Below are 26,240 nucleotides of genomic sequence, written 5' to 3'. Positions count from 1 at the left end.
ACTTCCCTAAATGAGGGAATCGCATGTCAAAGGGGCTGGGTTATGACCGCCAAAGGGAGTCTTTGGGGCAGGAATGGGGCAGACGGCTTAAATCAGGCGGCCGTGACAATGCTTGAACTTCTTCCCAGACCCACAGGGGCAGGGCTCATTTCGGCCCGGATTTCCCCATGTAGACTGGTCGTTTTCATCAAATCCCTTTTCGACCGCTTCAGCAGTTGGCGCTGGAAGTTCGTCCTGTTCTGCCATCTGGGTCGCTGCCTGCTGTTGTGCCGCAATGTCGGCCAACATTTGTTCACGTTCTTCATCCGTCATAGGGCGAATCATAGACAATTTCTGCGTCACTTCGTTGCGTAGACTATCCAGCATGGATTCAAAAAGCTGGAACGCTTCGTTCTTGTATTCATTCAGCGGATCGCGCTGCGCGTAGCTGCGGAAGCCAACAACAGATCGCAGATGTTCCAGCGTCAACAGGTGCTCACGCCACTTACCGTCGATCGCCTGCAGCAAGAGCTGCTTTTCAATGCTGCGCATGTTTTCCGGGCCAAAGGCTTCGGTTTTTTGTGCCATCAGCGCATCGCTCGCCTCAATCAGGCGGTCGCGCATCTGTTCATCATCTACGCCTTCTTCCTCGCCCCACGCCACCACAGGGGCATCTAGGCCAAGATGTTCCAGAACGGCAGCGTGCAGTCCTTCGGTGTCCCACTGATCCGCGTAGCTGTTTGGCGGCAGGAACTGATCGATAAGATCGTCTACCACCTGATCGCGCATATCCGCAGTGATTTCCGAAAGGTCCTCTGCTTCCATGATGTCCCGGCGCTGGGTGAAGATTACCTTGCGCTGTTCGTTCATCACATCGTCGAATTTCAAAAGCTGCTTGCGGATGTCAAAGTTGCGACCTTCGACTTTCGCCTGTGCACGTTCCAGCGATTTGTTCACCCATGGGTGGACGATGGCCTCACCCTCTTCTAGGCCGAGCGTTTTGAGCACCTTGTCCAGGCGACCCGAACCAAAGATACGCATCAGGTCGTCTTCGAGGCTGAGGTAAAAGGACGTACGGCCCGCATCCCCTTGCCGGCCCGAGCGCCCGCGCAACTGGTTGTCGATGCGACGGCTTTCGTGCCGTTCAGAAGCGAGGACGAATAATCCACCCGCTTCCAGAACCTTTTTGTTCTCTTCCAGATGTTCGGATTCGATCCGCGCGCGCACCTCGGCCGGGTCGGCCTCGGGGTCAGCTGTGATCGCTTCCAGCACCTCCATCTCGACGTTGCCGCCCAGCTGAATGTCTGTACCACGTCCAGCCATGTTGGTGGCGATGGTCACTGCCCCCAGCTTGCCAGCGTCTGCGATGATCTGCGCCTCTTGTTCGTGCTGACGCGCGTTGAGGACGTTGTGCGGGATACCCTCGGCTTCCAGAAGCTTGGAGAACATTTCAGACTTGTCGATGGACGTTGTGCCAACCAGTGCAGGCTGGCCCTTGTTGTGCGCAATCTTAATCTCTTCGATCATCGCTTTGTATTTTTCAGCAGCAGTCCGATAGACCTGATCATCCTCGTCCACTCTTGTGATGGGTTTGTTCGTAGGCACTTCGACCACACCCAGCCCATAAATTTCGCGGAATTCTTCGGCCTCGGTCGCCGCCGTCCCGGTCATCCCGGCCAGCTTGTCATAAAGACGGAAATAGTTCTGGAAGGTCACAGATGCCAACGTCTGGTTCTCTGGCTGGATCTGCACGTTTTCCTTAGCTTCGATCGCCTGATGCAAACCTTCAGACAAGCGGCGGCCGGTCATCATGCGTCCCGTAAATTCGTCAATCAGAACAACTTCGCCATTCCGAACGATGTAATCCTTGTCCTTGCGGAACAGTTTGTGCGCGCGCAGACCCTGATTGACGTGGTGCACGATGGATGTACTTTCAGGATCATAAAGCGAGGCGTTTTCTTCGATCAGGCCTTGGGAACGCAATTTCTCTTCAAGGAACTCGTTGCCCTCGTCAGTAAAGGTCACACTGCGCTGCTTTTCATCCAGCTCAAAATGCGCTTCTTCAATCAACGGGATGATCGCGTCGATGGTCACATACATTTCAGAACGGTCTTGAAGCGGACCGGAAATGATCAAAGGCGTCCGTGCTTCATCGATCAGGATACTGTCGACCTCATCCACCACGGCAAAGTTGTGGCCGCGTTGGACCATCTGGTCGATGGACGGCTTCATGTTGTCGCGCAGATAGTCAAAGCCCAACTCATTGTTGGTGGCATAGGTCACGTCGCATGCATAGGCCGCGCGCTTGTTCTCTTCACCAATTCCGTTGATGGCAACTCCGGTGGTCATCCCAAGGGCGGCAAACACCTTGCCCATCCATTCCGCATCCCGCTGCACGAGGTACTCGTTGACCGTGACCACATGCACACCTTTGCCGGTCAGCGCGTTAAGATAACAGGCAAACGTCGCCGTCAGAGTTTTGCCTTCACCTGTTTTTTGCTCAGCAATGTTGCCCTGATGCAGGAAAATCGCCCCCAACAATTGGGTGTCATAGGCGCGAAGGCCCAAAGTGCGCAACGCTGCTTCGCGACAATTGGCAAAGGCTTCTGGCAGCAGGTCATCAAGACTCTCGCCACCCATAGCTCGTTTGGCCAGCTCTTCGGTCTTGTCCTTAAGGCCTTCGTCGGTTCGTGCCTTGGCCTCAGCCTCTAACGCATTGATCTGCTCGACCAGTGGTCGCGTCGCCTTAACCTTGCGGTCGTTTGGCGTGCCAAACACCTTCTTTGTGAGGGTTTTGAAACCGAGCATGCGTTCTCCAGGCGATCAATTCATGTTCATCAGCAACTGCTTGCCGGGCGCGTGCCAAGCCCATAGAAACGGTCAGGCAAAAGCGGTCCCAGCCGCGTCCATAGGGCGATGTAAGGGTCACGCCAAACCGTGTCAATGCACGCGCCCTCCGCGTGCCCAGCCCAAGGACTTAACATTCATGAAACACCTTCTTTCTTTGCCCGCTCTGTGCCTTGTCATGGCCATGGCGTTGCCTGCCGCCGCACAAGACGCTGACCAGGTCGTGGCAACGGTAAACGGGACGGAAATCACCGTCGGGCACATGATCGTGGCGCGCGCCACGCTGCCACAACAATTTCAAGAGTTGCCGGACGAGGTTCTGTTCAACGGCATCCTGGGACAATTGGTGCAACAGACCCTGTTGGCGCAGTCCTTTGACAGTGACCTGCCCAAGCGCGCGCAACTTTCGCTCGAAAACGAAACACGCTCTTTGACTGCAGGCGAAGCGCTTGAGAAACTGTTTGCAGTTGCTTTGACGGACACCGCACTTCAGGACGCGTATGAAGCCCGGTTTGAGGACGCGGAAGCTGCCCAGGAATACAACGCCTCTCACATTCTGGTTGAGACGGAAGAAGCAGCATTGGCCGTAAAAGAAGAAATCGAAGGCGGCGCCGAATTTGCTGCTGTTGCTCGCGAAAAATCGACCGGTCCGTCCGGTCCCAATGGTGGACAACTCGGCTGGTTTGGAACCGGCGCCATGGTCCCGAGCTTTGAGGCTGCGGTGATTGCCCTTGAAGTCGGCGAAGTATCCGCCCCCGTTCAGACACAGTTTGGCTGGCACGTAATCATCCTGAATGAAACCCGTGTGCAGGAACGCCCAACGCTCGAAGACATCCGTTCCGAACTCGAAGAAGACCTGCGCTCCAGTGCGCTTGAAGCCCGGATCGAAGTGCTGACAGCCGGGGCCGAGATTGATCAGACCGGCGCCGAAGGCGTCGATCCGGCAATCATCAAAGACCTTACACTGGTTAAATAAGAATGGCCGACACAGGCAAGGTATCCCCATTGGCACCGGCGGCGTTTCCAGCGCTGCCGGTTATCGACGGGGTGTCGTTTTCCTCCGTTGCGGCTGGTGTAAAGTATACCGGGCGTACCGACGTAATGCTGGCGCAATGCGTGCCGGGAACGATCATCGCCGGCACATTCACCCGATCAGCGACCCGATCAGCTCCGGTTCTGGACTGCCAGGCAAAATTGGGTGGGGCGTCTGACGCCGGGGCAGCCATTCTTGTGAATTCAGGCAATTCGAATGCGTTCACCGGGCGTAATGGTCAGGCCGCAACCGATGCCATCGTAGCGGCCACGTCCGCGGCAACTGGCGTTCCTGCATCCCGTGTTTTCACCGCCTCGACCGGTGTGATCGGCGAACCACTTCCGTTTGAGCGGATCACTTCGAAGCTGACCGAGTTGCGCCAGACGTTATCGCCTGACGCCATTTCCGACGCAGCCAGTGCGATCATGACGACTGACACATATCCAAAGGGGTCGTCAGCGAGCTGTCTGATCGGCGGCAAGACGGTGAATATCGCAGGCATCGCAAAAGGCAGTGGCATGATCGCGCCGGACATGGCGACAATGCTCGTCTATGTCTTTACAGACGCACAGGTCGACCAAGCAGCGTTGCAGGCCATCACAACCCGGTGCTGCAATGCCACCTTCAACTGCATCACTGTAGACAGCGACACGTCCACCTCAGACAGCCTTATGGTCGCAGCAACCGGGGCCAGCGGCGTTGACGCAAGCCTTGACCCTAAATTTGAAGCCACTTTGCACGGCGTCATGCTGGATCTGGCCCATCAGGTTGTGCAGGACGGCGAGGGTGCAACAAAGTTTGTCGAAGTCACTGTTACAGGCGCCGCGGATGAAGAAAGTGCTCGTATCCACGGTCTGTCCATCGCCAATTCGCCGCTCGTAAAAACTGCCATAGCAGGCGAGGATCCCAACTGGGGTCGTGTCGTCATGGCCGTAGGAAAGTCTGGCGCAGCTGCGGATCGGGATAAACTGTCGATTTGGTTTGGCGATGTACTGGTCGCAGAAAACGGATGGGTCAGCCCAGACTATGTCGAAGCCGATGCAGCCGAGCATATGAAATCCGATCACATTCGGATCCGTGTGGACTGTGGGATTGGTATAGGTTCTGCAACCATTTGGACCTGTGATCTGACTCACGGTTATATCGAGATTAATGCGGACTATCGTTCGTGAAGGTCGTTCTCGTCTCTGCCGTCGCGCTGATCGACGCTGACGGTCGCGTTCTTTTGGCACAACGACCCAAAGGCAAGTCAATGGCAGGTCTTTGGGAGTTTCCCGGCGGCAAGATCGAACACGGCGAGACGCCCGAAGTCGCTCTGATCCGCGAGCTGGAAGAAGAGTTGGGCATCAACACCTGGCAGTCTTGCCTCGCCCCGCTGACATTCGCCAGCCACAGCTATGACGCCTTCCACCTGTTGATGCCGCTGTTCGCCTGCCGCAAATGGGAAGGCACGCCGCAGTCAAAAGAAGGGCAAGCCTTGAAATGGGTCAAGCCACATGACCTAAAGTCCTATCCAATGCCGGCTGCCGACGTCCCTTTGATCCCGATATTGCGGGATTGGCTCTGACCGATGAGCGATATTTTTCTCATATTGCACAAAAAGTGTCATTTTTGTGAAATTGTTGATGACAGTTCACCTTAAAATTGTGCAAACTGTGAACACGTTTTTCTTGGGGAGGAAGAACAATGATGAGAACTATCGCAATGGGTACTGCGATATTGGTACAAGGAATATATGTCAAAACCTTGCCAGACGGTCGTATGACCGTTCGGGTGGGTGGGACGAATTACTCTGGAAAACCGATTTCTCAGGCCGCCTGACAAACAGACGACCAAATAAAAGGGGACAGTGCTCACTGTCCCCTTTTATTTTTGTGTTACCCGAATGTCTTAGTCGAGCGAACGCGAGATCTCTTCGCGCTCAAAGATTTCGATGACATCCTTAGGCCGGATATCCTCGTAATTCTCGAACGCCATCCCACACTCCTGACCAGACTGCACCTCGGCAACCTCATCCTTGAAGCGTTTCAGTGTTTTTAGAGTGCCTTCGTGGATCACGACGTTGTCACGCAGCAAACGCACACCAGCGCTGCGACGCGCCACACCTTCGGTGACCAGACAGCCCGCGACTTTGCCAACGTTGGATACTTTGAACACCTCTTTGATCTCCGCATAGCCGATAAAGGTCTCGCGGATCTCGTTGCTGAGCAGACCAGATGCCGCCGCTTTCACATCGTCAACAAGGTCATAGATCACCGAATAATACCGGATCTCGACACCCTTCTGGTTGGCTGTGTTCCGCGCAGACGCATTTGCACGGACGTTAAAGCCCATAATCGGCGCACCAGACGCTTCAGCCAGACCCACATCCGTTTCTGTGATGGCGCCGACGCCCGAATGTAGCACGCGTACGCGCACCTCTTCGTTGCCGATCTTCTCCATCGCCTGAACGATTGCTTCAGCAGACCCTTGCACGTCGGCCTTGACCAGAATGGGCAGTTCGCTGACATCCTCGTCGGCCTTGGCATTCGCCATAAGCTGCTCAAGGGTCGTCGCCGCACCAGCAGCCGCACGTTTGTCCTTGGCCGCGTTGGCACGATATTCCGCAATCTCGCGGGCCTGCGCCTCGGTCTCTGTCACGTTTAGAACATCGCCCGCTTCGGGTGTCCCGTTGAGGCCAAGGACCTCGACCGGCACCGATGGGCCCGCTTCTTTTACACGCTCGCCCTTGTCGTTGATCAGCGCACGGACTTTACCGTACTGCTCACCCACAACAAAGATGTCGCCCTGACGCAGCGTACCGTTCTGGATCAGAACAGTGGCAACGGGGCCACGGCCCACATCCAACTGCGCTTCGATCACTGCACCTTGGGCCGCCCGATCCGGGTTCGCCTTCAGCTCAAGCAGCTCGGATTGCAGAGCAATCGCCTCGAGCAACTCGTCCAGACCCTGACCAGAAATGGCAGACACCTCGACGTCCTGCACTTCGCCAGACATTTTTTCGACGATCACTTCGTGCTGCAACAGATCGGTACGCACCTTGTCCGGGTTGGCGGCAGGTTTATCGATCTTGTTGATGGCAACGATCATCGGCACTTCGGCAGCCTTGGCATGCGCAATCGCTTCGATCGTCTGCGGCATCACCGCATCGTCGGCCGCAACAACCAGAACCACAATGTCTGTGACCTGTGCACCCCGCGAGCGCATCGACGTAAACGCCGCGTGGCCGGGTGTATCAAGGAAGCTGAGCATGGTGCCACCATCGGTTTTCACCTGATAGGCACCAATGTGCTGAGTGATTCCGCCCGCTTCGCCCGCGACAACCTTGGCGTCACGGATAGCGTCGAGAAGAGACGTTTTGCCGTGGTCCACGTGGCCCATGATGGTGATGACCGGTGGACGCGGGATAAGGTCCTCTTCGTTGTCCTCAATCTCTTTGATGACATCCTCAACATCGGCGTCAGACACACGTTGCACAGTGTGGCCAAACTCTTCGATGATCAGTTCCGCAGTATCAGCATCAATCGTCTGGTTCTGCGTGACCATCATGCCCATTTGCATCAGCGATTTGACCACATCACCGACACGCTCACTCATGCGGTTGGCCAATTCGGAAACCACAATAGCTTCTGGCAGGGCAACGGTGCGCATGACCTTTTCACGCTCAACCGTACCGCCCATCGCCTTTTGACGAGCACTCTCTTGCTTGCGTTTCATAGCAGCCATCGACCGGTGACGGCCTGCGCCGCCACCCGTGGCTTCTGACAATGTCAGTTTACCAGAGCGGCGATTGTCTTCGCCACGCCCTTTTGGACGTTGCTGCTGATCACGTTCATTTTTGCGCGGTGTGGCTGCAGGTGGTGGTCCGCCGCGATTTGGCGCAGCCCGCGCGGGTTGTTGGGTATCCGCAGGTGCTGGGTTAGCTGCAGCCTGAGCCGCCGCTTCCGCTTCGCGTCTTTTGTTTTCTTCTTCCTCGGCCTTTGCCTTAAGGCTTTCCTCACGCTCTTTTTCTTCGCGTTCCTTGGCCTCAACCTCGGCCCGGCGGCGTTCGCGTTCCGCTTCGCGCGCCTTCTCGGCAGCCTCACGCTCAGCAGCCTCATCGGCCTCGCGCGACTTGGCCGCCTGCAACGCCTTCATACGGCGTTCCATCTCGGCATCGGTGATGCCTGCGGGGCGACGGCTTGGGTCACCTCCGGACGCAGCAGCACCGCCAGCAGGCTTGGCCGCACCCGGTTTGGGTACGACGACCCGCTTGCGCTTGGTCTCGACGACGACATTCTTGGTCCGTCCGTGGCTGAAACTCTGTTTCACATTGCCCGGACGCGCGCCGCTGCGCAGACCCAAAGTCTTTTTCCCGTCTGTATCGCTCAAAGCTCGTCTATCCTTCCCGGCGACCGTTGCCGCCGTCATTTTCGCGCACACCGCGTAAACGGTTGGCTTCCTCTACAACACGTTGCGTGAGTCCACCAGAGGCGAGCGCGCCGTGTATCACAGTTTGGCGGCCAAAGGCCAAACCCAACTCATCTGCTGTTAACCAGCCGATGTAACTGCCGTAATGCGGTGTGCTGAGTTTGGACTTGCCACGTCCAGACCCATCGACCGCCTGTATCAACACCTGAGCTTCTTCATTTTGAAGCCAGGTTTTGACTTTTTCGTATCCAGCCACCGCCTTACCCGACTTGCGAGACAACGCGATCAGGTCGACAACGCGTCGCGCCAGTTGTCGTTCGACCTCGGCCACCAGACCATCAGGTGCCTGCACAGGCATCTTGGCCCCCCGCGCAAACAGCTTTTTGGCCACTGCCTTGTCGAGCGCTTCGCGATCGGCCGCAATATAAATACCACGACCAGGCAACTTACCAGCGATATCCGGTACGATTTGCGTATCCGGTCCCACGACAAAGCGGATCAGCCCATGTTTCGGCTGGACCTCTCCTGTCGCGATGCACTTACGCTCGGCACCGTCGCCGCGATCTTTTGAGGCGCCACCGCGTCCCATGAGGTTGCCCCGAGGCCTGAGATCAGGCCTCGGTCTCCTCGGTCAGGTCAGCGTCTTCTTGTTCTTCTTCATCAGCTTCCAATTCGGTCGGATCGACCCAGCCCAACATAATGCGCGCTGTCATGACCAGATGCTGCGCTTCTTCCAGTGACACCTCAAAGGGCTCCAATACGCCATCATCTTTATGGCGTTCGCCATCAACGGTCGTCCAGCCCCCGGCCAGTTCCCAGTCTGCGCATGTTGCAAAGTCTTCTAGGGTTTTCACGTCGTCTTTGGCCAACGCCTCAATCATTTGGGGTGTGAGCCCGTCAAAATCAATAAGGCTGTCTTCGGCACCCAAGGCGCGTGCGCTTTCCAGTGCCGCTTTGGCTGCGGCCTCAAGCACATCGCGGGCACGGGCCTGCAATTCGGCAGCGGTGTCTTCGTCCACACCATCAATGACCAGCAGTTCGTCCACTTCGACGTAAGCCACCTCTTCGAGGTTGGTGAACCCTTCGGACACCAGCAGCTGAGCAAAGAATTCATCGAGGTCTAGATTGTCCATGAACAGCTTGGTGCGGGATTCGAATTCGGCCTGACGGCGCGCTGATTCGTCCGCTTCGGTCATGATGTCGATGTCCAGACCGGTCAACTGGCTAGCCAGACGCACGTTCTGACCGCGGCGACCAATGGCGAGGGACAGTTGTTCTTCGGGTACGACCACTTCGATCTTGCCCGCCTCTTCGTCCAGAACCACTTTGCTCACTTCAGCAGGCTGCAACGCGTTCACAAGGAAAGTCGGCTGATCTTCATTCCATGGAATGATGTCGATCTTTTCACCCTGCAACTCGTTCACAACGGCCTGCACGCGCGAACCACGCATACCAACACAGGCCCCAACCGGGTCGATTGATCCATCATAGGAAATCACGGCGATCTTGGCGCGCGATCCGGGGTCACGGGCAACGGCCTTGATCTCGATGATGCCGTCATAGATTTCGGGCACTTCCATCTTGAACAGCTCGGCCATGAACTCAGGGGCTGTGCGGCTCAGAAAAATCTGGGGCCCACGCTGCTCGCGGCGCACATCTTTGATGTAGCAGCGGATGCGGTCGTTCGGGCGATACGATTCGCGGCCAATCTTTTCGTTGCGGCGCAGGATCGCTTCGCCCGCGCCCACATCGACGATGACGTTGCCGTACTCTTCGCGCTTGACCAAAGCGTTGATGATGGTGCCTGCGCGGTCTTTGAACTCTTCGAACTGGCGATCCCGTTCAGCTTCGCGCACTTTTTGCAAGATGACCTGCTTGGCAGATTGTGCCGCAATCCGGCCCATCTCGACAGGAGGGACCTCTTCGATCAGCTGCTGACCAACCTCGGGGGCTTCCATATATTGCTTGGCCTGCTCAACGGTGAACTCGGCCTGATAATTTTCCAGCAATTCGTCTTCGACCACAGTGCGCACACGGGTAAAGGTGGCGCGGCCTGTCTTGCGATCGATGCTGACACGGATGTCCATTTCCGCGCCGTAACGCGACTTCGCCGCACGGGCGAGCGATTCTTCCATCGCCTCGATGACCAGCACAGGGTCGATCATCTTTTCGCGGGCAACCGCCTCGGCAGTTTGCAACAGCTCAAGCTGGTTTGCAGATGTAATGGCCATCAGGTGTTCTCCTCAGACTCTTCGGTCGTTTCGTCTTCTGATATTTCGTCAAATTCAGTTTCTTTGATCACGCCCGCAGCTTTGCGCTGGCGCAACATTTCCTTGATCAGCTCGTCCGTCAGAACAAGCTTGGCATCGCTCAGCCAGTCGAACTTCAGACCAATCGTGCCTTCGGCAACGTTGATTAGCACTTCGTCGTCTTCAACGCCTGCTAATATGCCCTTAAATCGGCGGCGCCCGTCGATCAGCTCATCAGTTTCCAGCTTGGCATCGTACCCTTCGAACATGTCGAAGTCCTTGAGGCGCGTCAGCGGGCGGTCAATGCCCGGGCTGCTCACTTCGAGCGTATACGCGTCCAAAATCGGGTCTTCGACATCCAGTGTTGCACTGACCGCTGTCGAGATAGCACTGCAATCATCGACTTCAATTCCACCTTCAGGCTTGTCAGCCATGATCTGGAGCGTGGTTTCTTTGCCGCTCATCAGACGAACGCGCACCAGTTCATAGCCCAGATCTTCGATCACCGGGGTGATGATCTCGGCCAGGCGACGGTCGATGGCAGCTTTGGCGATCAAGTCGTTGTTCATGGATCTTTCAGGCACAAAAAAACGGGCGCGCGGCCCGTTGATGGTTCTCGGTGGAGCGTCGGGTTTGGACCCCAGCGCGCCGCTGTTGAAGGGCATATACGCACGTCCGGATGAGTCTGCAAGGCCTCTCAGGCCATCCACCACCGTTCAGCCATGCGCAGATTGTCGAGTGGCCAGGATTTGCCAACAGACAACGGCACCGCGACAGACGTGGCTGCAATGTGTGTCGGCGACGGGCCACCGGGCAAGGTTTGGAAATCACGCGGGTCGGACAAGGGGTCGAGGGCCACGATATCCGCGATATCGACCATCCCATCGCGCAGCGCCTCGGAACGGACCGCATCTGCGCTGAACTGCACAAATTCGACGCTATCAAACCAACCCGCCTGCTTTTTCCAATGGTTCGCTACACGCGAACCGATGAAATGGCGGCCCGGCTCCAGTTTTTGCACTGCATAAAGGCCAGTGCCTGCGCCAGTTTCAGACCTGATCTCGTATCCGGGATGCGCAAGAAGGTAAGGGAGGTTCGGATTGGGTGTGTTCAGAACGATAATTGCTGTCACGGGGTCAATCACCTCAACCGTCATGGGCAGCGACCGCAGACGTTCCGCGCTAAATACTTCACCGTCGTGAAACGTGACATCGTCGCGCAAGTTGAAACGCCAGCGAATCGCATGTGCATCAGATGACCAATTGGTCGCGAGGTCTCCGCGCAAGGTGCCGTCAGCGGCCACTTCTGTCAGGTTGTCGAACACGGTTGCTGCAACTGCCTGATCAAACAACGGCATGGACAGTGCCGCCCGCAAACGCCCACCACGCTGCGGTTGCGCCGACACACCTGTCGCCGCCAGCAACGCGGCTGCGGCGCCAGAAGTAAAAAGTGCGCGGCGGTCAATTCGGGTCATTTCCCTGCAATCCTGTCCATGGTGCGCACCAGTTCAGCCGAAATTCCCGGCTCAGACAAGGCATGCCCGGCATTTCGGATCATCTTGAGATCTGCATTGGGCCATGCTTTGGCCAGCGCATAGGCGCTTTCGGGCGGGCAGATCATGTCATAACGGCCCTGCACGATTGTACCTGGAATATGCTTGATCCGGCCCGCATGGGCGAGAATTTGGCCATCAAATTCCAAAAAGCCTGCATTGGTGAAATAGTGATTCTCAAGTCGAGCAAAGGCGCGGGCATAGTCACCCGGAGCCTCTCCACCGGACCCGGTCGAATGGATCGAAGCAAGCGCATTTTCCCAAGACGACCACGCACGGGCAAACCGCGTCTCTATCGCCATGTCGCCTGAAAAGAGGCGGCGGTGATAGGCGGCAATCAAATCGCCGCGCTCGTCTTCGGGCACGAGCGTCTCAAAGCGACTCCAAACTTCGGGCCAGAACCGGCCCGCACCACCGCCATAGAACCAATCCAGCTCTCGCTGAGTCAGGAGGAACACGCCGCGCAGGACAATGTTACGCACGCGCGCAGGATGGGATTGAGCATAGATCAGCGCCAAGGTCGCACCCCAGCTGCCGCCAAAAACGATCCACGCATCAATATCCAACGTCCGCCGGATCATCTCGATATCATCGACCAAGTGCCAAGTCGTGTTGTTGGTCACGGAAGCGTGCGGGCGCGAACGTCCACATCCGCGCTGATCAAACAGAATCACACGGTAGCGTTCAGGGTCAAAATAACGACGCATCGTCGGGCTGCACCCACCGCCGGGGCCACCATGCAGCACCACAACGGGGATGCCAGACGGGTTACCGCATTGCTCAACATAGATGCGATGCCCCTGTCCGACGTCCAACATCTGTTGGTCGTAGGGGTCGATGGGCGGGTACAGATATTGCACCGCGCGCTTTTGGTCACTGTGTTTGTCCATTACTGACCTACATAGGGCGTTAGACGCACATGAGCATACGGAGACGAAAATGCAAACGCATCAAACCACCGTCGACCCATCCGAGATCGCTAAATTTGAGGCGATGGCGGCGGAATGGTGGGACCCAAACGGAAAATTCAAGCCACTACACATGCTGAATCCCTGTCGGCTGGACTACATCACAAGCCAAATTGCTGCTGAATTTGACCGCGATTTGACCAAACCATCGGCGTTTGAAGGTCTGCGCATTTTGGACATCGGCTGTGGTGGGGGGCTGTTGGCTGAACCCATGGCGAGGCTTGGGGCAGATGTGGTTGGCGCTGATGCGGCAGAGCGGAATATTCCCGTTGCAAAGGTGCACGCGGAACAATCCGGGCTGAACATAGATTACCGCCACACCACCGCCGAAGACATGGCCGCTGCCGGTGAACAGTTCGACGTAGTACTGAACATGGAGGTTGTTGAGCATGTTGCAGACCCTCTCGCCTACCTCACCGCCTGTCGTGAGTTGCTGAAACCCGGAGGGTTGCAGATCTGTTCGACGCTGAATCGCAATCCAAAGTCCTTCGTCATGGCGATCATTGGCGCTGAACATGTGATGCGCTGGCTGCCCAAAGGCACACATGAATGGAACAAGTTCATCACGCCCGACGAGCTTTTCGATCTTCTGCGCGATGCGGGCCTTGATCCTGTCGACCGTCAGGGGTTTGTGTTCAATCCGCTCACGTGGGGCTGGAAACTATCAGATCGGGATCTGAGCGTGAACTACGTCACCTCAAGTTTGAAACCGAAAGCCTAGTTTGACTTAGGTTTGTCGGACATCTGAACGCGCAATTGGCGCAGGATCGGCAGGGTTTCCCTGACCCGATCCTCGCCCAAGTTATCGATGACTTCACCGACCATTGGGGCAATCGCGCTTAGGGCCTGATCACGAGCGCGTCGTCCTGCCGGGCTAATGGCGACCATCTTGCGACGCGCATCATCCCAATCAGGGCGGATATGGATATGTCCGGCCCAATCCAACCGATTGAGCGTGTTGGTCATCGCACCGCGTGTAACGTTGAACGTTTCGGCCAACTGTGCCGGACTGCGCTCATCATCGTGCCAGACAAGATGGTTCAGCACCGAAAAATGAGAGATCTCCATGCCCTTGGGCAACACACGGCTCAGCCGGTAACGGACCATTTGATCCGCTGCGAGCACTTCGCTGAACAGCGAAATGGCAAGTGCGTTCTTTTCTGTACTCATGCACCCGAAGGACCTTCAAAGGGGCGCGCATTGTCCCTTGCAGGGATGCGGCGCCTCGCCTCGGCCACTTTATCTAATTCCATATCAAATACATAAACGCCCGGCGCCTCGCCCGCGTCAAGCACGACCTCGCCCCACGGGTCGATGGCGAGGCTGTGGCCATAGGTGCTGCGTGTCTTGTTTTTTTGACTGGGGTGGTTGCCTGTCTGGGCCGGAGCCAGCACCCATGCGCCCGCTTCTATCGCGCGAGCACGCAGAAGGCTGTGCCAATGGGCCGCACCGGTCACAGGCGAAAATGCGGCTGGGTACGTCAGGATATGGGCACCAGCGCTAACAAGGGCGTCTGATAGTTTAGGAAAGCGCATGTCGTAACAAACGGCCATACCTATTGGCGCAAAATTCGTTCGGGCAAGGACAGCTTTCGTCCCAGGGCGATAGCCCGAAGACTCCGAATATGTCTCTGTTTTTGAGATCGCGACGTCAAACATGTGGATTTTGTCGTAGCGCGCCAGAATGGATCCGTCCGGCCCAATCAGGAAGGACCGGTTTGCAAACCGGCCGTCCGGATCGTCGGTGGTCAAGGCTAGCGAACCAATGAGCAGGTGAAAGCCACGCTCCGCCGCCACATCGCGCAAGGCGGCCAGCGTGACATCTCTGCCTTCGTCCGTCAGAACCTGCGCCTGATGTGCGCGGCTGGTGCTGAGGCAATTGGTCACCTCGGGGGTCAGCACAAACTCCGCCCCCATATCTGCGGCCTGCTGCACCATCTCGACGGTCCGAGGCAGATTCGCCTTCGGATCATCAGATACATTCAACTGCAGCAGCGCCGTTTTCATTCACGCCGCCAGCAAACCGTCAAGCTTACCTGCCCGCTCCAACGCATAGAGGTCGTCGCAGCCGCCTACGTGAATATCACCGACAAAAATCTGCGGAACTGTCCGACCACCATTTGCACGCTGGATCATCTCAGGTTTGCGCTCTGGCTGTTTCAAGACATCGACTTCGGAGAATTCGACGCCCTTTTCGTTCAGCAACCGTTTGGCCGCATGACAAAAGCCGCACAGCGGGGAGGTGTATATTTCAACGGGTTTCATGCGTTTTTGTCCTTTTGACGCAAACTCTGTTGATCACAGACTTAGGTGTCTTTGGTCGCCCGCGCCAGTATGCTCACGCATACCTGATCCGCGCCAGCTTTTGTCAGCACATCTGCACAGGCGGCCAGTGTGGCCCCAGTCGTCATCACGTCATCCACTATCAGAACAGGTTGCCCAATGATCTGGTGCTTCCGACGTGGGTTCACCCGGATGGCACCGTCTAGGATTTCCGCACGCTGCGCCCTCGACTTGCCATCCAGGGAGGCAGTCCGAACGGGGCGTTCCATCAGATCAGCGCACCAGTCACATCCCGTCAGATCGGAGAGGTTTTTCGCAATCAATGCAGATTGGTTATAGCGCCGTTTCGCCAGACGCAGCCAATGCAATGGAACAGGCGCGATCAGGGTCTTTTTGGTAACGATATCCTGAACCGAGGTTCGCATCCATGCTGCTGCTGGGCGCGAAATCTCTTGCCTGTCCCCGTGTTTCAGGCCCAGAACCAGCTTGCGTCCCATCCCGCTATAGATCAGCGCAGCACGCCCGTGCGCCCAGGGTTTTGGTGTGCGCATACAGGCATCGCAGTGCAATGTGTCCTCCGCCTCTGCACCCGGTAGCGGCATGCTACAACTGTCACAAAACGCGCCACCGATAAACTGTGCCTGACCCCAGCATTTCCCGCAGAGACCAAAGTCGCTGTCGACCGTTTCACCACAGCCCAAACAGCGCGGCGGGTAGATGGCGGCAAGTGCCGTTTGTAATAGACCCATATTGTCCTCTAGTTATGCAGCCATGCCGAACCCTGATCCTTCGCCCCGTCTGACCGATACAACCGCGCTGGCTCGCAACCGTGCCCGCGCCAATGCTCTGTTTCTGCAAGAGGTCGCGCAGGATGAGATCGAGGATCGGCTTGAACTGGTTAACAAAACCTTTCAGGCCCCCGCGATCGTCACTGCCTTTCCGGATCTGTGGCGCACAAAACGCAGCGGCGCAGTTGTTTTGGAAGAAGCCGATGTGCTGCCTCTGAAGATGAGGGGGCATGACCTTGTGATCCACAGTCTGGGCTTGCACTGGGCGAACGATCCAGTCGGCCAGCTGATCCAGTGTCGCCGAGCCCTCAAACCAGATGGAATGTTGTTGGCCGCGGCGTTGGGGGGGCAAACGTTGCAGGAATTACGCAGGGTACTTGCCGAGGCGGAAGTGGCTGTTACCGGTGGCCTTTCACCTCGTGTGGCGCCCATGGGAGAAGTGCGCGATCTGGGTGCTCTGTTGCAACGTGCAGGTTTGGCTCTGCCCGTGGCCGATACCGTCGCCCTATCGGTCCGGTATCAAACCATGTGGCACCTAATGCGCGATTTGCGCGCAATGGGCGAAGGAAACGCATTGCAAACAAGGCTGCGCTATCCGACGCGGCGCGCCGTTCTGGAGCGGGCGGCGGAGCTCTATGTCGATAGCTTTGCACATCCAGATGGCGGGATCGCAGCAACCTTTGAATTGATCATTCTGACCGGTTGGGCCCCTGACGAAAGCCAACCTAAACCGCTACGCCCGGGTTCGGCGCAAGCACGGTTGGCAGATGCCCTGCGGACAGACGAAACGTCGCTGCCAGATTGACCTGAGGGCGAATCCGTTTATCTGACCATCAAGACATATAGGAAAACGCCCGAAATGCTTGATGCCAGCAAAGCGATGACGCGCCCGCAACATGCCGCCGACGACCACCCGGCGATTCCACCTGCGCGGGTGGGTATTCTGCTCGCTAATTTGGGCACACCAGACAACTACGACTATTGGTCGATGCGCCGGTACTTGAACGAATTTCTGTCGGACAGGCGGGTGATCGACTACTCACCTTGGATTTGGCAGCCGCTTTTGCAGTTGATCATTCTGACAAAGCGCCCGTTTTCATCGGGGGCGGCCTATAAATCCATCTGGAATCACGAGGCGGGGGAAAGCCCGCTGATGACGATCACCAAAGATCAGACGGTTAAGATCAAGGCAGCGATGCAAGAACGATACGGTGATCAGGTTATAGTTGATTTCTGCATGCGCTACGGCAACCCATCTACTAAGTCCAAAGTGCGCGAAATGCGGGATGCTGGATGTCAAAAGATACTATTTTTCCCACTTTACCCACACTACGCGGGAGCCACATCCGCTACAGCGAATGATGAATTCTTTCGGGCCATGATGCAGGAAAAATGGCAACCTACTACGCGGACGGTTGAGCCATATTACCAGCATCCCAAGTACATTGAGGCTTTGGCGCAATCAATCGAACGGGCCTATGCGAACCTTGAGACGCGCCCAGATATACTAGTGTGCAGCTATCATGGTGTCCCTATTAGGTATCTGATGGAAGGTGATCCATACCACTGCCAATGCCAGAAAACGACGCGCCTGCTAAAGGAACGGCTAGGCTGGGCGGACACGGAAATCAAAACAACATTCCAGTCCAAGTTCGGACCCGAAGAGTGGTTGCAGCCCTACACTGTCGAAGAAGTTGCACGTCTGGCCGAGGCTGGAAAAAAGAATATCGCTATATGTGCACCAGCATTTTCAGCTGACTGCATAGAAACGCTTGAAGAAATCAACGAAGAGATCAAAGAAAGCTTTGAGCATGCGGGTGGCGAACATTTCACCTATATCCCGTGCCTCAATGATGACGACGCCCATATTGAGGCGCTCAGCACTGTGATCGAAGAAAACGTTCGAGGTTGGCTGGATTAAAGCCAATACTTGACCGTCAGACATAAAAAAGGCGGCGCAATTGCACCGCCTTTTTTTTACTTAAGTTACGAACTATTAGTCCGCAAGAGCCGCAGCAACAACTACCAGCAGCAGGATGGGAAGAACCCAACCACCTGAGGAACCTGTTGTTTCTTCAACAATGACAGGTGCTTCGATGACCGGATCGGCAGGAGCGCCGGCGAATGCAGTCGAAGCAGCAGCAGTCAAAGCAGCGGCGAGAACGAGTTTTTTCATATTAATAACCTCCAGTTACGCGCGCGGGAAATTAGTGCCCCAACGCGCCCAAGACTTACCTCGTGATCTTTTGTAAACAGCAATGCGGCATGAATGCAAAGTGTGATTTAAAGTTGAACACTCTGAACCGGACCGATGTCGTCAAATAAGCAACACTTGTGTGCCAACCTTCGCCATTCCGTACAGTTCTTCGATGTGCTCGTTGTAGAGGCCAATGCAGCCATTGGACGATCTGCGCCCAATCTTGCGCGTGTCATGCGTGCCGTGAATACGATAATAGGTCCAGCTGAGGTGCAATGACCGCGTGCCCAAAGGATTCTGAGGACCGGGACCTATATAATCAGGCCATTCTGGGTTCCGCTTTTTCATTGACGGAGTTGGACGCCAGTCGGGCTCAGGGTCCTTCAGAATAACCTGCGTGCGCCCACGGCGAGTCAAATCGTCTGTCAACGGTACACTGGATGGATACAGTTTATATATCGTCTGCTCTTGGTTCCAGTAATGCACTGCGCGACTGTCGATATCGACTAGGATTGCACCATTGCGCAGGCTGTCAAAGTAAGGCTGCCAATCTAGCGTGCGAAAGCTGGAGATATTGCGGCGCACTGAAAGGGCAGGATCACGTTCGGCCTGCCCAGCGGCAGTTTGCGCGATGGCCGGTGCGCCCAAGAAAGCGGCAGATCCAGCCAAAAAGGCGCGGCGGCTGGTCGTGTTGAACGGTGGTTTGGACATTTTATGCCTCTCCTAAGAGTGATCTCGCGAATTTGAGCATAAGTTATTGCGGGAATGTCGCAGTCGCAAATCAAAGGACTGTCATCTCGCAGGTTCACGCCGATGTGCGTTTGTAATGCAACGCGCAAGCGGCTATCGACGTGCACGAACATCACAAGAAGCGTGCAGGATCAATGCGTACAATCTCTTTCCTTCTGGTTGCTCTTTTGACCCTCGCCGCATGTGGCTCTGCTCCGGTACAGACCACTGTGGGTGCGGATGGGCGTCCCGCTCCTAAATTCTACCGAATTCGCAAAAACGATACGTCAAAGCTGCAGTTCCGTATGCTGGACTCGGTAAACGCACTTCGAGCCGCCCAAGGTGCGGCAGCGGTGGAGTTGAATCCGCAACTGAACGCGGCGGCTGCGACTCACTCAAAGGATATGTCCCTGCAAAACCGTCCTTGGCACTTTGGGTCTGACGGCTCGTCCCCAATCGATCGTCTGGCGCGCGTTGGATACAAGGGCACGCTTGTGGGTGAAAACATCTCGGAAACCTACGAGACTGAACTCGAGACGCTTGGCGCATGGATGGAGCAAAACGACACCCGACGCACTATAATGTCGCCCCGAGCGCGCGAAATGGGATTCGCGTGGTTTCAAGAGTCCAACGGAAAGATCTGGTGGACGATGGTAATGGGTGACCCGACAAATGCGCCTTTGATCCCTGCCTCGAACCCGTCAGCAACGCGGCTGGTTCCCGAAGCTGTTGACGATCCAGATGCTGCTGCAATCGATGGGGCAAATCCAGACGTCGCATCGGTGCCGTCAACCTAACCGTCAGGGGTTGATCTGGATAGGCGTCCCTTCGCGCACCATCGCGTAGACGTCTTCCATCTCGCGATTCGAAATCGCGATACAGCCCCACGTCCAGTCCTTCTTCCCAGTACGGAATCCGGTTGTATTGCCGTGTATGAAGATGTCTCCACCGGGGGGTTTGCCCAGCCTTGCCGCTTCCGCCCGGTCGCGAGCGTTGGGATACGAGATTCCCAGGGACAAGTGAAACTGGCTGTTGGGGTTGCGCCGGTCGATCAGGTACGTGCCTTCCGGTGTACGCCCGTCACCTTCGAAGAACTTGTCGCCGATAGGGGCAAAGCCAAGGTCGATCTTATAGTCTTCGATGACCTTACCGTTGTGCAGAAGAAACATTTCTCGTTCTCCTTTGTTCACAACAATGTCGGTGATTCTGGGGCCGTAATATTGGCGGAATTTCGATTGAGTACACGCACCCAAACCGACTGCTGCTACTCCGCCCATCAATAAATTTCTGCGCTTCATCGAAATCCTGTCCCAACACTGCTTTTTTGTATTTTGTAGGGATTTACCACCTTATTCCACAAATCGCATAGGGGGTTTTTGCCGCAACCGATCACCTGACCGTGATCAGCGTTTACGATTCGCGTTTGTCGAGCTTTGCCTCAATCTCATCCAGACGCTTGATCACAAGATCACGATACTCATCAGTCGCCGCATTGGACTCCTCCGAATGGGCGTCCTGCATCGAATTCACGATCAGACCAACCAGCAGGTTTACCACCGCAAAGGTGCTGACCAAAATGAACGGCACAAAGAATGCCCAAGCGTAGGGGAACTCTTTCATCACCGGACGCACAATCCCCATGGACCAGGATTCAAGCGTCATGATCTGGAACAGGGAATAGCCGCTAAGGCCGAGTGTCCCGAACCATTCTGGAAAGGCAGATCCAAAGAGTTTCGTGGCCATAACGGCCCCAATATAGAAAATCATAGCCATCAGGACGAACACGCTGCCCATGCCGGGTAGGGCGGTTACGAATCCCTCGACCACACGGCGCAGACTTGGCGCAACGGAAATGACCCGCAGCACCCGGAGAATACGCAGGGCGCGCAGCACAGACAGCCCTTCGGTGCCCGGCGCCAACGCAATGCCGACAATAACGAAGTCAAAGATGTTCCATCCACTTTTGAAAAAGCTCAGGCGGAAGGTAAACAGCTTTGCAATGATCTCGATCACAAATATCGCAAGGCAGATCTGGTCAATTGCATTGATCAGCCCACCAGCCACCGACACCGCTGTCGCAGACGTTTCCAACCCCAGCGTGATGGCGTTCACGACGATCACACCCATGATAAAGTTGCTGAATTTGGGGCCTTCCAAAAATTCGGCCAAGCGTGCGCGATCAAACATGCGGGGTCTCCTTTATGGTTATCGCGTATGCGCCAGACGGAACGATCCGACAAGTTCTACGTGCGCGGACCATCGAAACTGATCCACAGGTTGCACCCATTCGAGCACATATCCAGCATCTTGCAGCGTGGCCGCATCCCGCGCAAAGGTCTGTGGATTGCAAGACACATGGGCGATGATCGGTGGTTTGGCTTTGGCAAGTTCAGCAATTTGCGCTGCCGCCCCGGCGCGTGGCGGATCGAGGACAACAGCGTCAAATCGGGCAAGTTCGTCCGGCAACAGCGGACGGCGAAACAGATCGCGCGCCTCTGTCCGGACCCGTTTAAGACCCTGCGCCTGCCGCCAGCCTGCATCAAGAGCGGCGATCATGTCCGATGCACCCTCAACCGCCAACACCTCGGCCTTTTCTGCTAGAGGCAAGGCAAAGGTGCCACATCCAGCAAACAGATCAGCAACAGATTTCGCACCGCCTACAATCTTCTGCACCAACGCGGTCAAAGTTTCCTGCCCATGCTGGGTGGCCTGTAGGAACCCACCTGGCGGGGGTACCACCGATGCGTTTCCAATGGCCTGAGCTGGGGGAACGCGCATGCCGATCAACTCATCGTCCCATGTCAGGCGGGCAAGGCGGTGTGCCTCACACAGGCCTGCCAACACAATGCGCAACGGCCCATCGAGCGGTTTGCCTCCGGCCACCGCCACATCCAAGCCCTCAAGCCCTTCGGTGACTGTCACACTCAACGCGCCTTTTCGGCTGGCCCCAGCAACCGCCAACGCTTCGGCCAAAGGCGCGACGCCCGCCAAGCCATCCGTCACCAGAATGCAATTCGGCACAGGAATGATTGCGTCAGACTTGCGGGCATGAAAGCCCACCATCGCCCCCTTTTTGGTGCGCCGCGCGGCAAATGTCGCACGCCTGCGGGACTTCTCAGGCGATGTGATCGTCGGATGAACCTCCGTTTCAATCCCATGAACGGCTAATGCAGTGACGACCAGATCCCGTTTCCATGCAGCCACCAGATCATCACTGGCATGCTGCAACTGACAACCGCCACAGGATCGGAAATGCGAACAAGGTGCTTTGACACGGTCAGATGACGGCTCTTCGATGGAGATATCCACCAACGCATCGCCTTCCAGCGTCCCGCTCACTATTTCACCGGGTAGGGTCAGGGGAACAAACAAAGGTCCAGGCGCAACGCCATCACCTTGTTGGCCCAATCGTTCAATGGTCACTGTGGTCATGAGCCTAGGCCTAACTGGCCGAACGCTCAGAAAAAACCCCTATTCGGCGGCTTGGGTTCTGATGAAACCTCCGGACTGACGCTGCCAGTACCGAGCATAAAGACCACCCTTGGCCAACAAAGTCTCGTGCGGCCCTTGTTCCACAACCTGCCCCGCATCCATCACCACAATGCGATCCATCTCCGTTAGGGTGGAAAGTCGGTGGGCGATGGCCAGCACAGTCTTGCCCTGCATCACGCGGGACAGGGCGGTTTGAATGGCAGCTTCGACCTCAGAGTCCAACGCACTTGTCGCCTCATCCAACACAAGAATCGGTGCATCTTTGAGGATGGCGCGGGCCAGTGCGATGCGTTGACGCTGACCACCGGACAATTTTACACCCCGTTCGCCAAGATGCGCCTCGTATCCACGACGACCCCTGTGGTCCTCCAGATCAAGGATGAAATCATGCGCCTCCGCCTTCTTCGCAGCGGCAATCATCGCGCTCTCATCCGCACCGGGCTGACCGTACAGAATGTTGTCACGGGCTGAGCGGTTAAACATCGCAGTTTCCTGCGTGACCATCCCGATGTTGTGGCGCAGGCTGTCTTGCGTGACGCAGGATGTGTCCTGTCCGTCAATCAGAATACGCCCATTTTCTGGTTCATAGAGCCGCAAAAGCAGCGACACGAGCGTCGATTTACCGGCACCCGACGCCCCGACAATGCCCACCTTTTCGCCCGGTTTGATCGTCAGCGAAATGTCCTCAATGCCACCCGTGTCCCGACCATATGCAAAGCCAAGGTGTTCCAGTGTGATCTCACCCCGCGGCACATCAAGAACCTTGGCCTCACTGTCATCTTCGACCCGTGCGCGGGGGGTGAGAGTGCGCATGCCGTCCTCAACTTCTCCGACGTTGGAATATATCTGCATTAGCGTGAAGCTAACCCACCCGGTCATCTGCGCAATCCGAATGGCGATGGCCCCCGAAGCGACGATATCGCCTGGGGTCGCAAGCCCGCGCTGCCACATCAGGATAGTACCGCCCAGCAACAGAACGGGCAGCAAACCGGCCAGCGCCATCAAGGCAAAGCGAAATCCGGCGGACAGGATACCGAACTTGACCGCATCCTTGCGGAAGGCCGCCATGGCGCCCAGCGCAGCTTGATCCTCATGATCGTCATGAGCAAACAGCTTGACCGTTTTGATGTTGGTTATCGTATCAACAACCTGCCCCGAAACCATCGCCCGAGAAGATGCCCGCGTCGCCGACCGTTGACGGATGCGCGGCAGATACCAGCGGATAAGCGAGAAATAGAAGACAAGCCAAACAGCAAACCCCAACGCCACACGCCAGTCGATGGCCAGCAACAAGACAACCGATCCAATGAGCGAGGCCAATGCGAAGGCCACCACATTGATGAATTCCGAAACGACATCCGTGACCGCCCGTGCTGTCTGCATCTGCTTTTGGGCGATGCGCCCGGCAAAATCGTCATCAAAAAAGCCGACCGATTGACCCAGCGTCCATCGATGCAGGCGCGACAGCACCAGTGGGTTCACGTTGGGCTGGACAATGATTGCATTCGTCGCCGCGCTGAACCCAAACAGAAGAGGGCGCGCAATCAGGAAAAATGCTAAAGCCCCAATGATCAGAGCCACATTCCCAACCGAAAAGAACCCATCCGGGCCAAGGGCCACAGTCGCATCAATGACGCGCCCCAAGATCAGGGCCGTACCCGCCTCTAACGCGCCAGCTGCCGCCGAACAAAACGCGGCCAGCCACAAGGCGGGCCATGCGCCGGACAAACACCAGCGCATGAAGGGCCACAATTTCTGCGGCGGCTGTCCTTCCGCTCGACGAAAGGAATCAATCCAGTCAGATATTCTCACTCAGCAGCCTCGGCCCCTATGAACCCGCCGGATTGACGCGCCCAGAACTCCGAATATAGGCCACCTTGCGCCAAAAGCGCGTCATGTGGGCCGTCTTCGACGATTTTCCCGCCATCAAGCACCAGAATACGGTCCATTTCGGCGATGGTAGACAGACGGTGGGCAATGGCGATCACGGTTTTGCCCTCCATCATCTTATAGAGCGTATCCTGAATTGCAGCCTCAACCTCGGAATCGAGCGCGCTTGTCGCCTCGTCGAGCAACAGGATCGGAGCGTTCTTCAGAATGACGCGGGCCAATGTCACACGCTGGCGCTGTCCACCAGACAATTTCACACCGCGCTCACCTACCTGCGCTTCATAACCAGAGCGGCCCTGTGGGTCGGCGAGATCAAGGATGAACTCATGCGCCTGCGCTTGATTTGCAGCCTCGATCATCTGCTCTTCGGTGGCGTCAGGCCGACCGTACAGAATGTTTTCGCGCACAGATCGGTGGAGCAGCGAACTGTCCTGCTGCACCATACCGATGTTCAGACGCAAACTATCCTGTGTCACGGTCGTGATATCCTGCCCGTCCACCTCGATCCGGCCCGTTTCAGGGTCATAAAACCGCAACAGCAGCTTGACCAACGTGGACTTCCCAGCACCTGAACGACCGACAAGACCCACTTTTTCACCGGGGCGAATGGTAACACTGATCCCGTCCAGGCCACCGCTGTCACGCCCATAGTGATGGGTCAGGTTGTGCACGGCAATTTCACCTTCGCCGATCTGCAGCGGCTTGGCATCCTTGGCGTCAACCAGTGTGATGGGCTGTGCGATTGTCTCCATCCCTTCAGACACCACACCCAACTCCTGAAAGAACGAGGTTAGGGCCCACATAATCCAGCCAGTCATGGCATTAAGGCGCAGGGTCAACGCCGTTGCAGCGGCCACGACACCAACTGTCGCCGCCCCTTGGGTCCACAGCAGGATCGCCCAACCGACAACACCGACGATCAACAAGCCGTTCAGGAACACCAAGATCACATCCATGATCGTAAACAGACGCATTTCCCGCATGAATGTGGTGCGCGTGTGTTGAATCGCGTCCTTCGCGTAATCAAGTTCACGCTCGTGATGGGCAAACATCTTGACCGAATGAACGTTGGTGTATGCATCCACGATCTTGCCGGTCAGCTGCGACCGGGCATCGGACGACGCCTTGGATGCCGGACCAATACGACGGACTGTCCAAACCACCAACATGGCGTAAAGAGCAAACCAGATGACAAGCGGCAGGAGCAAACGCACATCTGCGACAATCAGCAACACCGCAGCGCCGACAAGGTAGGCCAGCGAAAACGAGATGGCGTCAAATACCTGAAAGATCACCTCACCCGCCGAGCGCGGGGTTTGCATGATCCGATTGGCAATTCGACCAGCAAAATCGTTCTCGAACCAACCCACCGACTGATGCAACACGTGTTTGTGCGACCGCCAGCGGATCAGTGTCGGAAAGTTCGGCAGGATCGCGTTGTTGAGCAGCAAGACGTCGAGGCCCTGCAAGATCGGGCGGGCCACGAGCACGAAAACAGCCACTAACCCAACCTCGGTCCCATGTGTTGACCAGAAATCACCCGGCGCAGTGCCTAGCAGATCAACAACACGGCCCATGTAGTAAATCAGCCCGACCTCGATAGAGGCAACGATAACCGACATGATGGCCGCAAGCACAAATACGCGTTTGAAGGGCTGCGAATAGTCGAGCAGAAACGGCCAAATCTGCGTGGGCGGCGTGTCGGTTTCGGTGTAAGACGCGTACGGATCGACAAGCGATTCAAAGTATTTGAACATTGGAGTATCTCTTAAAGATGTGGTGCAACATGGGTGCGACGCAGGCCAAAGCCTGGTTCGTCACTTC

Annotated in this window: 25 protein-coding genes; 7 read left to right on the top strand and 18 right to left on the bottom strand. The window is 56.4% G+C overall.

Annotation, left to right across the window (positions count from 1 at the left end; all coding sequences use genetic code 11):
- Positions 1–87 precede the first annotated feature (87 nt).
- A complete protein-coding gene (gene secA / locus ABJD00_RS21660) occupies positions 88–2,787 on the bottom strand; it encodes a preprotein translocase subunit SecA (protein WP_413849224.1) in 2,700 nt (899 codons plus the stop codon).
- A 178-nt stretch (positions 2,788–2,965) separates the two neighbouring features.
- On the opposite strand from secA, the gene ABJD00_RS21655 reads away from it, so the two are divergent.
- From ABJD00_RS21655 to mutT, 3 genes are read left to right on the top strand one after another with little or no spacing between them, the layout of a single operon-like run.
- Positions 2,966–3,802 carry a peptidylprolyl isomerase gene (locus ABJD00_RS21655; RefSeq protein WP_413849222.1) on the top strand — a complete coding sequence of 279 codons (837 nt, stop codon included), beginning with the start codon at positions 2,966–2,968 and terminating at the stop codon, positions 3,800–3,802.
- A 2-nt stretch (positions 3,803–3,804) separates the two neighbouring features.
- On the top strand, positions 3,805–5,031 hold the full coding sequence (argJ, locus tag ABJD00_RS21650) for a bifunctional glutamate N-acetyltransferase/amino-acid acetyltransferase ArgJ (RefSeq protein WP_413849220.1): 1,227 nt from the start codon (positions 3,805–3,807) through the stop codon (positions 5,029–5,031).
- Positions 5,028–5,426 (top strand): 8-oxo-dGTP diphosphatase MutT, encoded by a 399-nt coding sequence (gene mutT / locus ABJD00_RS21645; protein ID WP_413849218.1) that lies wholly within the window; start codon positions 5,028–5,030, stop codon positions 5,424–5,426. The genes argJ and mutT overlap by 4 nt, the downstream gene beginning before the upstream one ends.
- A gap of 323 nt (positions 5,427–5,749) precedes the next feature.
- Here mutT and infB read toward each other — a convergent pair whose 3' ends face one another.
- The 6 genes from infB to pip form a co-directional block, all read right to left on the bottom strand.
- The gene (infB, locus tag ABJD00_RS21640; RefSeq protein ID WP_413859794.1) at positions 5,750–8,230 is read right to left on the bottom strand and encodes a translation initiation factor IF-2; all 2,481 of its coding nucleotides are present in this window, start codon (positions 8,228–8,230) and stop codon (positions 5,750–5,752) included.
- Positions 8,231–8,237: 7 nt separating this feature from the next.
- On the bottom strand, positions 8,238–8,858 hold the full coding sequence (locus ABJD00_RS21635; RefSeq protein WP_413849214.1) for an RNA-binding protein: 621 nt from the start codon (positions 8,856–8,858) through the stop codon (positions 8,238–8,240).
- A gap of 22 nt (positions 8,859–8,880) precedes the next feature.
- Positions 8,881–10,500 carry a transcription termination factor NusA gene (gene nusA, locus ABJD00_RS21630; RefSeq protein ID WP_413849212.1) on the bottom strand — a complete coding sequence of 540 codons (1,620 nt, stop codon included), beginning with the start codon at positions 10,498–10,500 and terminating at the stop codon, positions 8,881–8,883.
- Positions 10,500–11,087, bottom strand: a complete 588-nt coding sequence (gene rimP / locus ABJD00_RS21625) for a ribosome maturation factor RimP (protein ID WP_108836952.1) — start codon at positions 11,085–11,087, stop codon at positions 10,500–10,502. The genes nusA and rimP overlap by 1 nt, the downstream gene beginning before the upstream one ends.
- Before the next feature lie 128 nt (positions 11,088–11,215).
- Positions 11,216–11,992, bottom strand: a complete 777-nt coding sequence (locus tag ABJD00_RS21620) for an ABC transporter substrate-binding protein (RefSeq protein WP_413849210.1) — start codon at positions 11,990–11,992, stop codon at positions 11,216–11,218.
- A complete protein-coding gene (gene pip, locus ABJD00_RS21615; protein ID WP_413849208.1) occupies positions 11,989–12,960 on the bottom strand; it encodes a prolyl aminopeptidase in 972 nt (323 codons plus the stop codon). Before pip ends, ABJD00_RS21620 begins: the two co-directional genes overlap by 4 nt.
- Before the next feature lie 49 nt (positions 12,961–13,009).
- Between pip and ubiG the strand changes: the two genes are divergently transcribed.
- A complete protein-coding gene (ubiG, locus tag ABJD00_RS21610; protein ID WP_413849206.1) occupies positions 13,010–13,759 on the top strand; it encodes a bifunctional 2-polyprenyl-6-hydroxyphenol methylase/3-demethylubiquinol 3-O-methyltransferase UbiG in 750 nt (249 codons plus the stop codon).
- Here the strand turns inward: ubiG and ABJD00_RS21605 are convergent.
- From ABJD00_RS21605 to ABJD00_RS21590, 4 genes are read right to left on the bottom strand one after another with little or no spacing between them, the layout of a single operon-like run.
- Entirely contained in the window at positions 13,756–14,208 is a 453-nt protein-coding gene (locus ABJD00_RS21605; RefSeq protein ID WP_413849204.1) for a MarR family winged helix-turn-helix transcriptional regulator, read from the bottom strand. The two genes, ubiG and ABJD00_RS21605, sit on opposite strands and share 4 nt — an antisense overlap.
- Positions 14,205–15,044, bottom strand: coding sequence for a carbon-nitrogen hydrolase family protein (locus ABJD00_RS21600; protein ID WP_413849202.1), 840 nt, complete (start codon positions 15,042–15,044; stop codon positions 14,205–14,207). Before ABJD00_RS21600 ends, ABJD00_RS21605 begins: the two co-directional genes overlap by 4 nt.
- Positions 15,045–15,302 carry a glutaredoxin 3 gene (gene grxC, locus ABJD00_RS21595; protein WP_413849200.1) on the bottom strand — a complete coding sequence of 86 codons (258 nt, stop codon included), beginning with the start codon at positions 15,300–15,302 and terminating at the stop codon, positions 15,045–15,047. It lies immediately after the preceding gene.
- A 41-nt stretch (positions 15,303–15,343) separates the two neighbouring features.
- A complete protein-coding gene (locus ABJD00_RS21590; RefSeq protein ID WP_413849198.1) occupies positions 15,344–16,069 on the bottom strand; it encodes a ComF family protein in 726 nt (241 codons plus the stop codon).
- Between the two features lie 22 nt (positions 16,070–16,091).
- On the opposite strand from ABJD00_RS21590, the gene ABJD00_RS21585 reads away from it, so the two are divergent.
- Positions 16,092–16,913, top strand: a complete 822-nt coding sequence (locus ABJD00_RS21585) for a methyltransferase domain-containing protein (protein ID WP_413849196.1) — start codon at positions 16,092–16,094, stop codon at positions 16,911–16,913.
- Between the two features lie 54 nt (positions 16,914–16,967).
- The gene (hemH, locus tag ABJD00_RS21580) at positions 16,968–18,029 is read left to right on the top strand and encodes a ferrochelatase (protein ID WP_413849194.1); all 1,062 of its coding nucleotides are present in this window, start codon (positions 16,968–16,970) and stop codon (positions 18,027–18,029) included.
- Between the two features lie 75 nt (positions 18,030–18,104).
- On the opposite strand, the gene ABJD00_RS21575 is transcribed toward hemH, so the two are convergent.
- Together ABJD00_RS21575 and ABJD00_RS21570 are read right to left on the bottom strand one after the other, a co-directional pair.
- Positions 18,105–18,284 (bottom strand): hypothetical protein, encoded by a 180-nt coding sequence (locus ABJD00_RS21575; RefSeq protein ID WP_413849192.1) that lies wholly within the window; start codon positions 18,282–18,284, stop codon positions 18,105–18,107.
- Positions 18,285–18,425: 141 nt separating this feature from the next.
- Entirely contained in the window at positions 18,426–19,016 is a 591-nt protein-coding gene (locus ABJD00_RS21570) for a L,D-transpeptidase (RefSeq protein ID WP_413849190.1), read from the bottom strand.
- Between the two features lie 173 nt (positions 19,017–19,189).
- Here ABJD00_RS21570 and ABJD00_RS21565 point away from each other — a divergent pair, with 173 nt between their 5' ends.
- Positions 19,190–19,831 (top strand): CAP domain-containing protein, encoded by a 642-nt coding sequence (locus ABJD00_RS21565; protein WP_413849188.1) that lies wholly within the window; start codon positions 19,190–19,192, stop codon positions 19,829–19,831.
- 3 nt (positions 19,832–19,834) lie between these two features.
- Here ABJD00_RS21565 and ABJD00_RS21560 read toward each other — a convergent pair whose 3' ends face one another.
- From ABJD00_RS21560 to ABJD00_RS21540, 5 genes are all read right to left on the bottom strand, one after another.
- Positions 19,835–20,311, bottom strand: a complete 477-nt coding sequence (locus ABJD00_RS21560) for a L,D-transpeptidase family protein (RefSeq protein ID WP_413849363.1) — start codon at positions 20,309–20,311, stop codon at positions 19,835–19,837.
- Between the two features lie 133 nt (positions 20,312–20,444).
- Complete coding sequence (locus tag ABJD00_RS21555; RefSeq protein ID WP_413849186.1) at positions 20,445–21,221, bottom strand: ion transporter; 777 nt, start codon at positions 21,219–21,221, stop codon at positions 20,445–20,447.
- 18 nt (positions 21,222–21,239) lie between these two features.
- Positions 21,240–22,466: a class I SAM-dependent RNA methyltransferase gene (locus tag ABJD00_RS21550; RefSeq protein WP_413849184.1), complete on the bottom strand. Its 1,227-nt coding sequence runs from the start codon at positions 22,464–22,466 to the stop codon at positions 21,240–21,242.
- A gap of 39 nt (positions 22,467–22,505) precedes the next feature.
- On the bottom strand, positions 22,506–24,338 hold the full coding sequence (locus tag ABJD00_RS21545) for an ABC transporter ATP-binding protein (protein ID WP_413849182.1): 1,833 nt from the start codon (positions 24,336–24,338) through the stop codon (positions 22,506–22,508).
- The gene (locus tag ABJD00_RS21540; RefSeq protein ID WP_413849180.1) at positions 24,335–26,173 is read right to left on the bottom strand and encodes an ABC transporter ATP-binding protein; all 1,839 of its coding nucleotides are present in this window, start codon (positions 26,171–26,173) and stop codon (positions 24,335–24,337) included. The genes ABJD00_RS21545 and ABJD00_RS21540 overlap by 4 nt, the downstream gene beginning before the upstream one ends.
- Positions 26,174–26,240: the final 67 nt, after the last annotated feature.

Origin of the sequence: Tateyamaria sp., from assembly GCF_039945315.1 — a bacterium.
GTDB lineage: Bacteria > Pseudomonadota > Alphaproteobacteria > Rhodobacterales > Rhodobacteraceae > Tateyamaria.
The sequence above is the reverse complement of the archived record's forward strand: the minus strand, read 5'-3'. Positions and strand labels throughout refer to the sequence as shown.